Source organism: Brachybacterium equifaecis (assembly GCF_023509525.1).
Lineage (GTDB): Bacteria > Actinomycetota > Actinomycetes > Actinomycetales > Dermabacteraceae > Brachybacterium > Brachybacterium equifaecis.
Genome location: NZ_JAKNCJ010000007.1, coordinates 1 through 14,702, shown reverse-complemented (window position 1 = coordinate 14,702; position 14,702 = coordinate 1). Strand labels below are relative to the sequence as shown.

Here is a 14,702-nt window from a genome sequence, read left to right as displayed (position 1 = left end):
TGCGATCGCGGGATGCCTCCACGGTGCCACCCTCGCCTGGGTGCTGCAAGGGTGCGGGCTGGACCGGTCGCGGCCGTGACCGGGGTTGCGGCCGGGTCGGGGCGGTCCGCGGGCGGGACCGGGCTCTCGGGATGGGCCGCTAGCGTGGCCGCATGGAACCGATCCTGCGCCAGTCGTACGCCGCCGCCGTGCCGGAGCTATCGGTGGACTGGAGCGCGGAGCGGCCGCCGCGGCCCGCGCTCGTGCAGCTGCAGGGGGATCTCGCGCGGGAGCTCGGCTTCGATCCGGAGCAGCTGCGCACTGCCGACGGGATCCGCCTGCTGACCGGGGATCTTTCCGCTGGAAAGCATGACAGCGGAGCGACGGAGGATCGCCCACGGGTGACGACTGCCCAGGTCTACGCCGGATTCCAGTTCGGCCAGCCGTCCTCGGTGCTCGGCGACGGCCGCGCCGTGCTGCTCGGCGACCTCGTGGACCGTGCGGGCCGCACCCGCGATCTGCACCTCAAGGGCTCGGGCCGCACGCCCTTCTCCCGCGGGGGCGATGGCAAGGCGCCGCTCGGTCCGATGCTGCGCGAGCTGCTGGTGGGGGAGGCGATGCACGCTCTCGGCATCCCCACCACCCGCGCGCTCGCCGTCATCGCGACCGGCGAGCAGGTGCAGCGCCGCCGTCCCGGCGGGGATCCTGGGGCGATCCTGGTGCGCACGGCGGCGAGCCACCTGCGGGTCGGCACCTTCCAGTACGCCGCCTGGCACCACGGTCCGGAGGTGCTCGGGGCGCTGACGGACTACGCGATCTCCCGGCATTGGCCGGAGGCGGCTGGGGCTGAGCGGCCGGCGCTCGAGCTCCTGCGCAGCGTCATCGGCGCCCAGGCCCGGCTCGTGGCGCAGTGGATGCTGGTGGGCTTCGTGCACGGCGTGATGAACACCGACAACATGACCATCAGCGGCGAGACCATCGACTACGGTCCCTGCGCGTTCCTCGACGCGTACCGGGCGGACGCTGTGTTCAGCTCGATCGACCACGGCGGCCGGTACGCCTACGGCAACCAGCCGCAGATCGCCCTGTGGAACCTCGCCCGGTTCGCCGAGACGCTGCTGCCGCTCATCGATCCGGATGACCCGGATCGCGCCGTCGACCTGGCGACGGAGGCGCTGGAGACGTTCACCCCGCTCTATGAGGAGGCGTGGGCCCGCGGTATGGCGGCGAAGGTCGGCGTGACGCTGCCGGAGGGCGCGGGTGCGCAGGAGACCGCCCGAGCCCTGGTGGAGATCCGCGCCCTCGCGCAGGAACTGCTCGGGATCCTGGAGGCCGAAGGGGCGGACTTCACCGGGTCCTTCCGCGCTCTCGCCGACGGGGGCGCCGCAGGTCTACGCGCTCGGCTCTCGGGCGCTGAGCAGGCCGCCGTCTCGAGCGCCGCGCAGGCAGCCGTCTCGGACGCTGCGCAGCTCGCCGACTCGGACGCTGCGCCCCCGGCGCTCGATGCCTGGTGCGGGCGCCGCGATGCCCTGCGCGCGGGATCCAGCGACGCGCAGCGGGCCGCGGCCGATGCCGCGATGCTCCGCGCGAACCCCGTGCACATCCCGCGGAACCGCCCCCTGCAGGCTGCCCTCGACGCCGCCGAGGACGGGGACCTCGCGCCGTTCACGCGCATGCTCGAGGCTGTGACCAGCCCCTTCGAGCACCGCGCGCACCTCGCCGACCTCGCAGGACCCGGCGCTGCAGAGGGTCCGGGCGCTCCGGATGCGGGGGAGTTCGTCACCTACTGCGGGACTTGAGCTAGCACGCGCCCGTACCGCCCGGCGGGCCCCGCGTCCCCACCGGAACTGCCTGAGGGTGCCGGCCGGCCGCCGGGGCCGCTGCGGGCGCCGGCTCGCTACCCTCGGAGCATGAGCGACCCGAGCCCCGCCCCCGCCCCGAACCCTTACGGCTTCCCGCCGGTGACCCGCCTCAGCGCAGGGCCCGTCCAGATCGACGCCTCCGCGGTGCGCTGGTTCCCCCACGTTCCGGGCCCGTCGGACCGCGTGGTGCTGCTCCTGCACGGGCTCGGCAGTCACGAAGAGGACCTCATCGGCCTCGCCCCTGCGCTCCCGCGGGGGCTCGTCTACGGGGCCCTGCGCGGAGTGTTCGCGTGCGGCGGCGGATACGCGTGGCTGAACCCGCCGCCGCTGGTCCCGGCCGATTCCGCGATGCTCGAGGAGTCGGCGTCAGCGCTCGAAGCGTGGATCGCCGGGCTCGAGGGCCGACCTGCGGGCGAGGGGGTCGCCCGCCCCGGCGCCCGGGTCGTCGGCGCGATCGGCTTCTCCCAGGGTGCGATGCTCGCCCTGCAGCTGCTGCGCAGGGACCCGTCGGCCCTCGAGTGGGCGGTGCAGCTCTCGGGCGCACCGTTCCCCGAGCCCATGCCGGGCGATGCTGCGCTCGCTGCTGCGCAGGTGCCGGCGCTGTGGGGGCACGGCGCCCTGGATCCGCTGTTCGAACCGGAGCGCGAGGACCAGGTGCGCGAATGGATGCGCGCGCATACGACACTCACCGAGGAGCTCTCCCCGTACCTCGGCCACGGCATCGACGAGCAGGTGCTCGCGGCCGTGGTGCGGTTCGTCGAGGCGCGGCTGCGCGAGGGCGGGCCGGCGCAGCGGGACCCGCTCGAGGACGGCGAGCGGCCGACGGGCCTCTGAGTGCCCGGCGGCCCCCTCAGCTGAGCGCCGTCAGCTCACGGCCTTCAGCCCCACGACCCCGCCGATGATCATCGCCAGGAACAGGATCTTCGCGAGGCTCGCGGGCTCGGTGCCCGTGACCATGGCGTAGAGGACCGTGAGGGAGGCGCCGATCGCCACCCACACCGCGTATGCGGTGCCCGTGGGCTGGTCGCGCATGGCCCAGGCGAGCCCGCCCATGCTGAGCGCGCAGGCGACGAAGAACGTGATGCTCGGCCAGAGCCGGGTGAAGCCCTCGGACTTCCCCAGGGCGGTCGCCCAGACCGCTTCGAACATCCCCGAGATGATCAGGATGAGCCAGGACATGACATGCCTCCTCGGGCCGTCTTGTCGCTGTCCGGGTACGGCGCCCCTCGTCCGGGAGCCCTCGCCGAGGGCTTCGCCTCCAGGCTTGCACGCGCGCCGAGGGCGAGCAAGGGCAGATGGATCACCACGGATCCGCCTGCTCTGCCCGCCCTCGGAGCGCCCTGCGGCGGCGGGTCGGCCTTCGTCAGCCCTCGACGCCCTCGGCGGCCTCGAAGTCCTCGGTGCCGGGCGCGCCGCCGGCGATGTTGAACTGCCAGGTGATGCCGTAGCGGTCCTTCACCTGTCCGTAGACGTCGCCCCAGATCTGCTTCTGCAGGGGCATCACGACGGTGCCGTCCTCGGCGAGGGTGGCGAACGCCTTCTTCGTCAGCTCCGCGTCATCGCCCATGAGGGAGAGGGTGACGCTGTTGCCCTCGACGATGCCGTCGGGGCTCTTGCCCTCGATGGTGTCCGAGACGTACAGCTTGATGACGTCGGAGACCTCGAGCGAGCCGTGCTTGATCTTGTCGCTCGCCTCGTGGCCCTCGGGGACCGCGTGGAACTCGCCGAAGGTGGCGAACTTCGGCTCGGCGCCGAGGGCCTTGCCGTAGAGCTCGAACGCCTCGCGGGAGGTGCCGGGGAAGTTCAGGTAGGGGTGCAGGCCGGAAGCCATGGGGTTCTCCTTCGTGGATGGGGACGGGCCGATGCCCAGCTCGTGATCGAGGTGAGCATAGACCCGCCCGCCGACATCACGGGGTGGGAGTGCCGCCGTTGACGTTCAGGGTCTCGCCGATCACGTAGCTGGACTCGGCCGAGGCCAGGAAGACGTACGCCGGGGCGAGCTCGGCGGGCTGGCCCGCGCGGCCGAGCGGCGTCTGCTTGCCGAACTCGGGGAGGTCCTCCTTCGGCTGGCCGTCGCTGACCTGCAGCGGAGTCCAGATCGGGCCGGGAGCGACCGCGTTCACGCGGATGCCCTTCGGGGCGAGCTGCTGGCCGAGGCCCTTGGTGAAGTTGTTGATCGCGGCCTTGGTGGACGCGTAGTCCAGCAGGTTCGGCGAGGGGTTGTACGCCTGGATCGAGGTGGAGTTGATGATCGAGGCGCCGGGCTTCAGGTGCTTCAGCGCCGCCTTCGTGATGCGGAACATCGCGATGATGTTGACGTCGAAGGTGGTGGTGAGCTGCTCGTCGGTGAGGTCCTCGAGGGAGTCGATGGAGATCTGCTTGCCCGCGTTGTTCACCAGGATGTCGAGGCTGCCGAGGGCCTTCACGGCCGCGTCCGGGAGCTGCTCGCAGAAGGCGCGATCGGCGAGGTCGCCCGGGATCAGGTGCACCGACTGCTCGGTGCTCTCCTCGATCACGGACTTCACCCACTGGGCGTCCTCCTCCTCGGCGGGGAGGTAGTTCAGGGCGACGTCGGCGCCCTCGCGGGCGAAGGCGATCGCGACGGCCGCGCCGATGCCGGAGTCGCCGCCGGTGACGAGCGCCTTGCGGCCCTCCAGGCGACCGGTGCCGCGGTAGGACTTCTGCCCGCGGTCGGAGCGGGGCTCGAGCTCGGCGTCGAGGCCCGGCTCGGGCTGGTCCTGCTCGGGCGGGGTGATCTCGGGGTAGCGCGTCACCGGGTTCTGCACGGTGAGCTGGTCGGTGCTCTCCTGGTCCGCGTGGTCCTTGGGATCTGCGCTGACCTCGCTGCTGGGCTTCGCGGTGCCGGTGTTCTTCGCGTCGTTCATGGGGGTCCTCTCTCAGGGCGGCTGGGAAGCCGATGCGGTCTGCCGGACCGCGTTCTGCCAGGTCCGGGCCTGGATCCATCGTCCCGGCCGGAGATCAGAGGACGCCGAGAGGAGCATCCGAGATCCCTCCCAGTCGGGTGCGATGCCGGGCGCAGTCGGATGCGGCTGGTGGAATACTTGAACCGTAAATCACGTTGAACCGGGCATGAGAGCATTCGGATTCCTGAGCTTCGGCCACTACGGCTCTGGTCGCGGTCCGGGTGACCCCGACGCGCGCCAGGCCCTGCATGACGCCGTCGAGATCGCGCAGGGCGCGGACGAGATCGGCGTGAACGGTGCCTACTTCCGCGTCCACCACTTCGCCCGCCAGGCCGCCTCGCCCGTGCCGCTGCTGGCCACGATCGCCGCCCGGACGCAGCGCATCGAGGTCGGCACCGGGGTCATCGACATGCGGTAGCGCATGTCAGGTTTGTGACACTCCTGAAGGAACTGTCGCCGCCCCGGTACAATTCGAGTATGAGCGAAACGAGAGCAGTCGATCCTGACCTCCAGCAAGTACGCGTGGAGATCGATTCCCTCGATCGCCAGATCATTCAGCTCATCGCACAACGGCAAAAATGGGTGGTGAGGGCTAGCTCACTGAAGAAGGACGAGTCGGCTGTGCGCGCCCCCGACCGCGTCGAGCAGGTCATCACCAAGGCCAGGACTCTGGCTAGTGACGCACAAGCATCCCCTGATGTCGTTGAAGCCACCTATCGAGCGATGATCGACGCATTCATTAGCCTTGAGCTCGACCATCATCGAAATCACTAGCCACACCCTTTTGGAGCAGAACCCCCGTGATCAGAAGATCGCGGGGGTTCTGTCATGGCTGCCGCACGCGCTCCTCGCGCTTGCCCTCGGGAATTGTGCTCACCTACTTCCGCCAGCGTGGCCACTTCGGCATCCCGCGACCCTTCCACGTCTCCACGAGGCCGACCAGCCAGCGGGCTGAGGCGAAGAGGGCGTAGCCGGCCCCGGCGAGGCCAGCGCCGACCACGATCCAGCGCCCGATGCCGAGCCACACGCTGCCGTCCACGTCCAGCGCCCACTGAGCGCCTGTGATGAGCCCGCTGATGCCCATCCAGAGGCCGGCGACGACCACCGCCACCGGCAGGAGGGCGAGGCACATCGAGGCCGCGGCGCTCCAGAGTTGGCGCGCCTCGACCTTCGCCGTGGCGGCGACGATCCGCTCGGCCCGCTCGTTCGCGGCATCGAGGTTCGCGGTCATCGTGGCCGAGGCCTCCCCGGCGACCTGCTCGACGGCCTTCTGGACGCGCTCCTCGGTGCGCTTCTCGATCCGCTGCACGGCACCGCCGACCCTGCTCACGAGCGCCCGGTTCTCGTCAGCCTGCGCCTTGAGCTTCTCAATCGCCGAAACCGTAGCCGCGCGATTCTTCTGCGACTCCGCGATCAAGCTCTGAGAGGCGGCGCTCAGCCTCTTCCCGTCGAGACTCTGCGCGAACTCGCCGAGCGTGCTCGCGATCTCGTTCTGCCTGCTCGCGATACTCGCGATCTTCTCGGACACGTCGCTGGAGGGCGAGGAGGTCGACGGCGGGGCCGTGATCCGCTCCAGCCGCCTCGTCGTCTCCTCGTCCATGACCTTCACGAATCCCGTGAGCTTCTTCTGCTGCTCGGCCACCCGGTCGAGCCTCGCGGTCTGCGCCTCGACGGCGGCGAGGATCGAGGTCAACACCTCCATCGTCTCCGGACTGCCGAGCTGCTGCCGCTGCTCGTCCTGCGCGTTCCGCTGCTTCAACCTGTCGAGCGCTGCGCTCATGTTCCTGCTCCCTCTGCTGCTGGTGGTAGTCGAAGAACGCCTGCGCGCCCTCCGGGGTGAAGTCCGCCGAGAGGGCGCTCGTGCGCTTACGGCGCTCGGCACGCCCGGACTCGCCGCGGCGGTCCTCGATGTAGAGAGTCCACGTCTCCTTGCCGACGTTCTTGCCCCGCTTGCTCACGGCGGTGTGCAGGCGCATCCGCGGCACCCGCTCGTCGTCGTCGCCGAGCTGCTGGTTCTGTTCCGCGATCACCGCTTCGAGACCGGCCTTGTTTACCGCGCGGGGATCGGCCAGGGCGGCGCTCATCCGGTCGCCCATCTCCCGGTCGAGCCCGCCCTCGGCGAAGTCCTCGCGGCGCAGCTCCCAGTCCTTCGGCGCATGCTCCAGCCGCTTCACGACCGAGAGGCCATGCTCGCGCATCAGCTCGTCGTTCGCCGACTGCACGCCGCGCTGGTTCCCGGCCTTGCGGTCGTGGAACGTACGGTAGTCCGAGAGTGCCTTCCCGGTCCGGCTGTTGTGGTTGATCACCAGGATGTGGTTGTGGGCCTTACCCCCGCGACCGTCCGTATGCGTCACCACGAGGCAGTCCGAATCCGGGTGCATCTTTTTCGCGAGCAGGTATCCAAGATCGTTCACCCGCTGCACGTCCTCCGGGTTCTTCGGGTCGAACTCCTCATCGCTGAAGCTCTGCCGGTAGTGGAGGGCTTCGATATCGCGCTTCGTGTTCTGCGTGAGCGCGCGGGCACGCGCCGAGAACGCACCCGGGCCGCCCGGCACGTCGCACGTGACCGCGACCCCGCGCTCGTCCTCCTTGCCCCGGATGTAGCGCTCCGTGTCCGCGGCGCTGGCGCTCGGGCTGTAGTGCGTGGTGCTCACGATGCCGTCCGATCCCCGAGCAGTGCGCGGACCTCGCGCAGCAACTCGATCAGCTCGGGCACGTCCGCCGACAGCGACACCGCCTCACCGGCCCGCGCGCGGCGGTCCAGGTCGTTGACGTTGATCGCCAGCGGACGCACCTGCGCGGCCAGCTCGCGGGTGTCCGCCGAGGCCTGCACGCGCGTCTCGACCCCGAGCAGGTGTGCGGCCACGGCGGCGTCCAGCTCCTCGCTCCGAGCGGCGTGCAGGGCATCGCGCACGACGCTCCGCACCCACGTGCTCGGAGCCAGCCCGAGTCGCTTCGCACGAGTGCGAAGCGCCCCGAGTGTGGCGTCATCGAAGCGGGTATCGAGCCGCCCGCCGCTGCCACGACGACGCTTCGCGTCGCCGTGACTCTGCCGCACAGCCGCCGCATCAGCCCGACCGGTGTTCACCTGGGAGTCGGCCTGCTGCTCCACCTGTACGCCAGAGTGGCAAGCAGTAGGCTCGTCCGACACTTCGCTGGCGCTCGTGCCGGCCTTGCCTGCTTGCGAGGGGCCTCCGGCCCCCTCGACCCCCGGGGAGAGCAGATACTGATCGGCGCTCATGCGGCACCTCCCGCGAGCGGCACCGGCGGCGCGCTGAAGACGACGCCGCGCGCGGCCAGCGCCGCGGTGCTGTCGTCGAGGCGACGCTGCGCCGAGGTCACGAGCCCCGTATCCGGCGACCGAACCGCGACGGCATCGAGCACCACGTCCAACGTCTCGGCGTGCGTCAACTCGGCGTCAGTCTCGGCCTTGTCGTAGCCAAGCCACACCGTCTCCCGGTTCACGTTCCCGTTCCGGTCCGCACCCGGGAGCCAGATGGTGCGCTTGTACGGCTCGACCTCACCGACCCGGCTGACCGAGTAGTGCGGCTCGCCGTCGATCTTCCGAGCCTCGATCATCAACGTGATGCGACGCACGACCTGGTCGAGGGAATCGCCCGTCGAGCGCTTCCCCGGGATGAAGAACCCGAACTCGACCGGATCGACCGACACCGCGATGAGGATCAGGCGCGGGGCCGCGTCCGGCTTGTTGTAGTAGCGCGCCGAGATCGGCCCGCCCTGCCGAGGATCGAGCAGCTGGAGGAAGTCGGCCCACTCCATGACTCGCGAGCTGGGCTCGTTCATCATGAAGATCGGCTCGCCGTTGTAAGCGTCCGGACCGTTCTTCGCCGTGGCGCGGAAGACCGGCCAGCCCAGCCGCGCCGACAGCTCTGCGGCGACCGACTCGACAAGGTAGCTCTTGCCCTGATCGCTCGCGCCCATCGCCCAGATGACCGTCTTCTGGAAGACCCCCGCCCGGAGCTTCTCGACCTCGAACAGCATCTCGCGCTTGGCGCGGTTCTTCAGCGCCAGGTTCACCTTGGCCTCGTTGCGCGTGTAGATGTCCATCAGGGTCTTGTCCCTCAGGATTTCCAGCTCATCGACCTCACCGTCGAGCACCTTCTGCACGAGCGTGTCGCCCAGCTCGTTCCACTCCTTCATCGGGACCGCGGCCTTACGGCCGATCACGGCGCGGCGAGCCCAGGCGTCGCGGTGCTCGGCCTCGATCTCGGCGTAGTCCTTCCCGCGGAGGGTGACGACCTCCTCGACGCCGTACTGGTGCTTGTCCGGGTCCTTCGCGTGGATCAGGTACGACCATACGTTCTCGATCCGGCCGCCGCGGGGCGGACCCTTGACGACGCTCTTGTCGCCGAACCCGAACACCTGATCCATCGCGGTGCACTGGAGCTTGCCCTCGACCTTGCGCCCGGGGCTCTGCTGAATCACCACGTGCACGTGATTGTCCTTGGGGCACCCGTCCGCCAGCACGTCCTTGTCGTGCTTGATGATCCAGAACCCCTGGCAGTCGCCTCCCGCGACCGCGTAGCGGCGCAGGATCTCCTCGCCGATCGCTCGCACATCGCCCGAGAGGATCAGGGCCACGTCCCAGCCCGGCCAGAACTCCGGCTTGAGCTGCTGCGTGAACGTCACATACGCCGACGGCTTGCGACCACTGGGACCGCTCGGCTTCTTCTGTGCAGCGCTCACCGCGACCACCGCCCGGAGTGCGCGCCATTACGAGGGCGGCGCCTCAAATGGCGCGCGTAATGGCGCGCGTCGGAAGCCCTGCTGAAGCCGCTGCGACGGGCGTCGAAACGCCTCGCGGAACGGCTCTGAAACCCCTGCTGACCAGGCACGTTGTAGCACGGGGGGCTATCGGCAAGCTTGAGCCCCCCGCGCGTAGGAACACACGCTGCGCGCCATCTGGTAGCAAGAGTCCGGGAACTCTTTGAGGGAACGACACACTGTAGGCTCCCGCCCTCGTGCGCTGCGCGCACTCGGTTGGGGGTCAGGGTGGTGGAGCGGGGCATGCGATCACGCATCAGCGACCACCGCCTTGCGGTAGCGCTTGATGACGGCCTGATGCGTGACGCCGAGGGCGTCGCCGATCTTCGCCCAGGTCACGCCTTCGGCGCGGGCGTCGGCGGCGGCCAGCTCGACCACCTCATCGAGGACCGAGCGGAGCACACCGAGGTCATAGAGCTTTGCCTCGGTGTCAGCGAGGGAGGGGTCGCCCTGACGCCAGCGAAAGCCGGTCAGATGATCGAAGGCAGCGGAGTTCGCGCTCATCAGCGACCACCGCCCATCACGGAAGCGACGGCGGCGCGCTGGCGCGGGGTCAGCGGCGTGAGAGCCAGACGCTCACCAGCCAGGCGACCGGCGGCGCGAGCGGCGGCGATGACAGGATCGTGGCCGTCTGCCTGCGGAGAAGGAGTGGAGCCCTGATCGAGGCCAGGGCGGTCGAGCGCGGATGCGCGGGGAACGTCGATAACGACAGACATCGGAAGTCCTCAGACATGAGTATCTTCCGGTTCCCCGCCACGGTAATTGGGCTGTTTGACCGGCTACTCATCCGGGAGCAGAACCCCGCGCTTCTAAGTCGCGGCCCCGGTGGGATCTTCTTGTCTGCAACCATTCTCCCATGACTCGACTCACCATTGCAATGACGAGTCGAACATGGGTCAGTCGCGTCTCGGCTCTATCCGAATGAGATCGGGGTCGAACTTCACGTGACCAGGCGCGATGGGCTCGATGGTCACCGTCACCAGCTCGTCCAGGAGCATTCGGCGACGGTCCACGTCCAGAGCCTTCCACTTCGATTCGACCACCTCGCGGCGCTCCGCGGTGCCGACCGGCTCGTCCACGTCCGCGAGCAACTTCGCCGCCACCGACACCGAACGGTCGAGCAGCTCCGCGTCGATCTCATCGATGCGGGCCTTCACGTCGTTGATCGCCGCCGTGATCTCCAGGACCGGCTGATGGATGTCACGCAGCAGCGGGCTCAGCTCCTTCACCCGCTCGACCAGGGCGTTCCGCTCCGTCAGCAACTCCTCGTGATCTGGCCCATCGTCCTCCTGCGGCATCACGAGGTTGTGCACATCCACCGAGGACAAGCGGGTGAGCACCGCCTCGGTCACCATCGCATCGACGGGCTCGCGCTGGCGGGTGAGATGGAACTGCTCGCCGCAGCGATACGTCGGCTGCTTGCGGCTGTTCGTCCCTGAGACGAGCGTCGCACCGCACTTCCCGCACAGCCCAATCGTGGACAGGAGGTACTTCGGCTGGTTGCCCTGCCTCGCAGACCTCCGCACGTTGTCCTCCAGCTTCGCCACGGCGGCCCGCCACGTCTGCTCGCCGACGATGGGCGGGAACATCTCGCCCTGCACCGGGTACAGCTCGCCCGAGGCGTAGTGCTTGATGTACCCCGCGTAGAGCGGGTTCGCCAGGAGGTAGCGCACGGCATCGACGGAGAACTCCGACCCGCGGGCGGTGAGATGACCGGCACCGTTCAGATCCTCGCGGATTCGCCGGATCGACAGCGACGGCTCGCCGAGGAACGCGGCGAAGGCCCGCCGGACGGCGTCGGCCTCCTCCGGGATCAGCTCGCCCTCTCGCGTCCACCCGAACGCCTTCCAGGCGCTCGTCGGGATGCCCTCGAAGCGTCGGCGCTCGTTCGACCTGATCTGACGCTCCGCCTTACGCCTGGCCTCGAACCGGGCCAGTGCCGCGAGCATCGTCGCTCGGAACTCGCCGTCCGCCGTGGACAGGTCGATCTCCCCGTCCACGGTGACGACGCGCAGGCCGAGATCGATCAGCGTGTTGAGGTCCTTCGTGCTGCGCAGCAGCCGGTCCATGTCCACGGCGACGACCATCGAGAACCGGCCCGCGCGGGCGTCGTTCAGCATCTCGGCCCAGCGGGTGCCAGCGCGGCGCTTCTTCGTCGCCGACACCGCGTTGTCCTCGTAGACCTCGACGACGTTCCAGTCCTTGGCCTCGGCCAGCGCTCTGATCTTCCTCAGCTGCGTATCGACCGTCCAGCGGTCGCCCTTGCGATCCATGGAGGCGCGGACGTACGCGGCCACCTCGTTCGTCTTGCTCAGCGCTACCAGTTCGACCATGCAACCAAGCTTACGCCTACGAGTGTTGCAACTGCGACATGCGCTACGAGAACCCCCTCTACCTCGCCGAGGAGCTGGCGGCGCTGGATCTCCTCGCCGACCAGCGGCTCGCGATCGGCATCAGCCGCGGATCCCCCGAGCCGGCGCTGCGCGGCTGGGAGGCCTTCGGCTACACCGGCTCCGCCGACCCCCGGGGCGCCGACATCGCCCGGCCGAAGTTCGACCGGTTCATGCGCGCCGTGCGCGGAGAGCCGATGGTCGACGCCGACCCGCGCCAGTTCGGCGCCGGAGCGCGCCTGCGCGTCGAGCCGCACTCGCCGGGACTGGCCGACCGCATCTGGTGGGGGGCGGGCTCCCGCGAGACGGCCGAATGGGCCGGCCGCGAGGGCGTGAACCTCATGAGCTCCACGCTCCTGACCGAGGAGACCGGAGCGAGCTTCGCCGATCTGCAGGCCGAGCAGCTCCAGCGCTTCCGGGATGCCTGGACCGAGGCGGGCCATCAGCGCGCGCCCCGCACGAGCGTCTCGCGCAGCGTGTTCCCGATCGTCAGCGCCGAGGACCAGGCGCTGTACGGGCAGCTGCAGCGGGAGGGGAAGGACCAGGTCGGTGTCATCGACGGGTTCCGCAGCACCTTCGGCAAGACCTACGTCGGCGAGCCCGACCGCCTGGTCGAGGAGCTGCGCGCGGACGCCGCGGTGATGTCGGCCGACACCCTCATGCTCACGATCCCCGCGCACCTCGGCCCGGAGATCAACCTGCGCCTGCTGAGCGGGTTCGCGCAGCACGTCGCGCCCGCGCTCGGCTGGAAGCCGAACACCGAGGGCCCGGTGCAGGGTCAGCCGATCGGCTGAGCCGCGGGGAGCGGCCGACGCGCTGGAGCGGCCGCCCCACGGATTGCGTCGGCGGGTCGGCCCTGGGCGTCAGCCCTGTGCTCCCCTTGCGTCCCGTGCGCTCATTCTGCGGCGTGCGCGCTCTGCTCCCGCGCGAGCGCCAGCGCCTCCCGCTCCGAGATCCCCAGCGCAGAGGCGAGCGCCTGGACGTCCCGGAACTCGGGCTCCACGCGCTGCACCGCCCCGCTCGCATCGCGGGCGATCTTCACCTGCACTGGATGGCCCTGCACGCTGACCTGCTCGAACGTGCGCGTGCGGACCTGCCGCTCCACGCGATGACGACGCACGCCGAGCGATCCTGACAGCGTCATGATGCGCTCGCCGAGGCGCTCGGAGTCGCTCTCCCGCACCAGGGCGTGCATGGTGAGGGCGGGCCGCCCGTGCTTCATCACGATGGGGGTCAGCCAGGCATCGAGCGCCCCCTCCGCGAGCAGCGCGGTGATCACGCCCGGCCAGAGGCGGGGATCGAGGTCATCCACGTTCGCCTCCAGCTGGACGGCTGCAGCCGGGGTGTCGTGCGCGTTGGCCCCGGCGCGCGGGGAGCGCGGTCGGTCCACGGCGCTCGCGGCCGACGGCGCCGGGGCCGCCGCGCCACCCCTGGACTCCGCTGCGGCCAGGGTTGCGGCCAGGGCTGCGGCGCCCGCCCCCGTCGCGGCTCCCATCTCGTGCCGACGGCCGACGATCACGCGCACCACATTGGGCCGGCCCGGGGTGTCCTTCGTGCCGGCGCCGACGCCCACTGCCTCGGTGAGCAGCGCCGGCTGCGGGCCAGCGGTACTGGCGAGCGCGCGGATCAGGGCGACGCCTGTGGGAGTCGCGAGCTCCCCGATCCCCGGCGCGACGCCTGCGGGAACGGGCCGGGAAGGTGCGGCGTGCGGCCCGCCGACCGCGTGCGCGGGAAGATGCGCATCGTCGTGCGGGTGGTCGTGCTCGTGGTCGTGGTCGTGCTCGTGCGGGTGCGTCCCCTCCGCGTCGCCCGTCCGGTGCGAGTGGGCGCTCTTCCCGCTCTCTCTCTCCGCATGGGCATGGGCATGGGCATGGGCATGCGTGTGCCAATGCGCCTGCCCCGCTTCTGCGTGCGCATGCGAGTGCCCGTGCCCACGCGCCGGGAGCATCTCGCCGGCGACCGTCGGCCAGCCGATCGCGAGTCGCGCGACCGCCGGCACCGGCACGGGGATGTCGCCGTGGGCGGCGCGGATCCGCCCGGATCCCACTGCGATCACGCTGCCCGCCCCCTCTTCGATTCCGAGCTGCCGCCAGGCCTCGCAGGCGCCGATGACGTCGGCAAGGGAGTCCAGAGATCCGACCTCGTGGAAGTGCACCTGGTCGGCGGGGATCCCGTGGGCGTGAGCCTCAGCTTCCGCGAGCAGAGAGAAGGCGGCGAGCGCCAGCTCGACGGTGCGCGCGGGGACGTCCTCCCGCGTCCGAGCCTGCTCGAGGAGCGCCCGGATCGAAGACCACGTGCGGTGCGGGGGGTTGTCCACGAGCACCTCGACGTCGACCTTCACGGCCTGCTGGCCGCAGCGGTCCACCCGCTGCTGGTGGAAGCGCACTGAGCCCGGGATCAGCGCTTCGAGCACAGCCTGGACGCCGTCAAGATCGGCGCCCGCGTCCACCAGCGCCGCCAGCAGCATGTCCCCGGCGATGCCGGCGGTGGCATCGATCCAGGCAGTGCGTCCCGGCAGGTCAGCGGCGGCGGGCGTGGTCACTGAGGCAGTCGTAGGCTCCATGGCCCGAGCGTATCCCCGTCCCTCCAGACGCCGCCCCCCCCCTCCCGCCAGCCCTCCCGCCAGCCCGCCCGCTAGCTGTTGCTGGCCATGAGGTTGTTGACGCTCGCGCCGTGACGACGCGCTCCAAGTTTGGGTGCGGTCGAGTGCTACAGTGAACATGTTCAGTGAACGTGTTCAGTTAAGGATGGCGAATGACACC

At 70.1% G+C, this 14,702-nt stretch carries 14 protein-coding genes, 2 pseudogenes and 1 riboswitch; of the genes and pseudogenes, 5 read left to right on the top strand and 11 right to left on the bottom strand.

From position 1 onward, the window contains the following. Positions 1-152: 152 nt before the first annotated feature. Positions 153-1,778, top strand: coding sequence for a protein adenylyltransferase SelO (locus tag Bequi_RS11425; RefSeq protein ID WP_249738067.1), 1,626 nt, complete (start codon positions 153-155; stop codon positions 1,776-1,778). 111 nt (positions 1,779-1,889) lie between these two features. Then, a complete protein-coding gene (locus Bequi_RS11420; protein WP_249738066.1) occupies positions 1,890-2,675 on the top strand; it encodes an alpha/beta hydrolase in 786 nt (261 codons plus the stop codon). 30 nt (positions 2,676-2,705) lie between these two features. Here the strand turns inward: Bequi_RS11420 and Bequi_RS11415 are convergent, their stop codons facing one another. The 3 genes from Bequi_RS11415 to Bequi_RS11405 all read right to left on the bottom strand — a co-directional run bounded on the left by Bequi_RS11415 (position 2,706) and on the right by Bequi_RS11405 (position 4,726). Further along, positions 2,706-3,020, bottom strand: coding sequence for a DMT family transporter (locus tag Bequi_RS11415; RefSeq protein ID WP_249738065.1), 315 nt, complete (start codon positions 3,018-3,020; stop codon positions 2,706-2,708). 10 nt (positions 3,021-3,030) lie between these two features. Further along, positions 3,031-3,097: riboswitch (guanidine-III (ykkC-III) riboswitch) on the bottom strand. 107 nt (positions 3,098-3,204) lie between these two features. Next, a complete protein-coding gene (locus Bequi_RS11410) occupies positions 3,205-3,672 on the bottom strand; it encodes a VOC family protein (protein WP_249738064.1) in 468 nt (155 codons plus the stop codon). Between the two features lie 76 nt (positions 3,673-3,748). Next, positions 3,749-4,726, bottom strand: a complete 978-nt coding sequence (locus Bequi_RS11405) for an SDR family oxidoreductase (RefSeq protein WP_249738063.1) — start codon at positions 4,724-4,726, stop codon at positions 3,749-3,751. Positions 4,727-4,931: 205 nt separating this feature from the next. Between Bequi_RS11405 and Bequi_RS11400 the strand changes: the two genes are divergently transcribed. Continuing rightward, on the top strand, positions 4,932-5,183 hold the full coding sequence (locus Bequi_RS11400; protein WP_249738062.1) for an LLM class flavin-dependent oxidoreductase: 252 nt from the start codon (positions 4,932-4,934) through the stop codon (positions 5,181-5,183). Positions 5,184-5,242: 59 nt separating this feature from the next. After that, entirely contained in the window at positions 5,243-5,539 is a 297-nt protein-coding gene (locus tag Bequi_RS11395; RefSeq protein WP_249738061.1) for a chorismate mutase, read from the top strand. A gap of 103 nt (positions 5,540-5,642) precedes the next feature. Here Bequi_RS11395 and Bequi_RS14450 read toward each other — a convergent pair whose 3' ends face one another. The 7 genes and pseudogenes from Bequi_RS14450 to Bequi_RS11360 all read right to left on the bottom strand — a co-directional run bounded on the left by Bequi_RS14450 (position 5,643) and on the right by Bequi_RS11360 (position 11,883). After that, positions 5,643-6,545 (bottom strand): hypothetical protein, encoded by a 903-nt coding sequence (locus Bequi_RS14450; RefSeq protein ID WP_430623117.1) that lies wholly within the window; start codon positions 6,543-6,545, stop codon positions 5,643-5,645. A 412-nt stretch (positions 6,546-6,957) separates the two neighbouring features. Then, positions 6,958-7,320, bottom strand: a pseudogene (locus Bequi_RS14445) (relaxase/mobilization nuclease domain-containing protein); the annotation flags it as partial. Positions 7,321-7,415: 95 nt separating this feature from the next. After that, positions 7,416-8,006 (bottom strand): hypothetical protein, encoded by a 591-nt coding sequence (locus Bequi_RS11380; protein ID WP_249738058.1) that lies wholly within the window; start codon positions 8,004-8,006, stop codon positions 7,416-7,418. Then, entirely contained in the window at positions 8,003-9,472 is a 1,470-nt protein-coding gene (locus Bequi_RS11375) for a Rep family protein (protein WP_249738057.1), read from the bottom strand. Before Bequi_RS11375 ends, Bequi_RS11380 begins: the two co-directional genes overlap by 4 nt. A 334-nt stretch (positions 9,473-9,806) precedes the next feature. After that, positions 9,807-10,054 (bottom strand): annotated as a pseudogene (locus Bequi_RS11370) (helix-turn-helix domain-containing protein). Beyond that, on the bottom strand, positions 10,054-10,266 hold the full coding sequence (locus Bequi_RS11365; RefSeq protein ID WP_249738055.1) for a hypothetical protein: 213 nt from the start codon (positions 10,264-10,266) through the stop codon (positions 10,054-10,056). Before Bequi_RS11365 ends, Bequi_RS11370 begins: the two are co-directional and overlap by 1 nt. A 180-nt stretch (positions 10,267-10,446) precedes the next feature. Beyond that, positions 10,447-11,883 carry a recombinase family protein gene (locus tag Bequi_RS11360; protein ID WP_249738054.1) on the bottom strand — a complete coding sequence of 479 codons (1,437 nt, stop codon included), beginning with the start codon at positions 11,881-11,883 and terminating at the stop codon, positions 10,447-10,449. A gap of 38 nt (positions 11,884-11,921) precedes the next feature. On the opposite strand from Bequi_RS11360, the gene Bequi_RS11355 reads away from it, so the two are divergent. Further along, positions 11,922-12,734: an LLM class flavin-dependent oxidoreductase gene (locus Bequi_RS11355; RefSeq protein ID WP_249738053.1), complete on the top strand. Its 813-nt coding sequence runs from the start codon at positions 11,922-11,924 to the stop codon at positions 12,732-12,734. Between the two features lie 101 nt (positions 12,735-12,835). Here Bequi_RS11355 and larC read toward each other — a convergent pair whose 3' ends face one another. Beyond that, positions 12,836-14,503, bottom strand: a complete 1,668-nt coding sequence (gene larC, locus Bequi_RS11350; RefSeq protein ID WP_249738052.1) for a nickel pincer cofactor biosynthesis protein LarC — start codon at positions 14,501-14,503, stop codon at positions 12,836-12,838. Between the last annotated feature and the right edge of the window lie 199 nt (positions 14,504-14,702).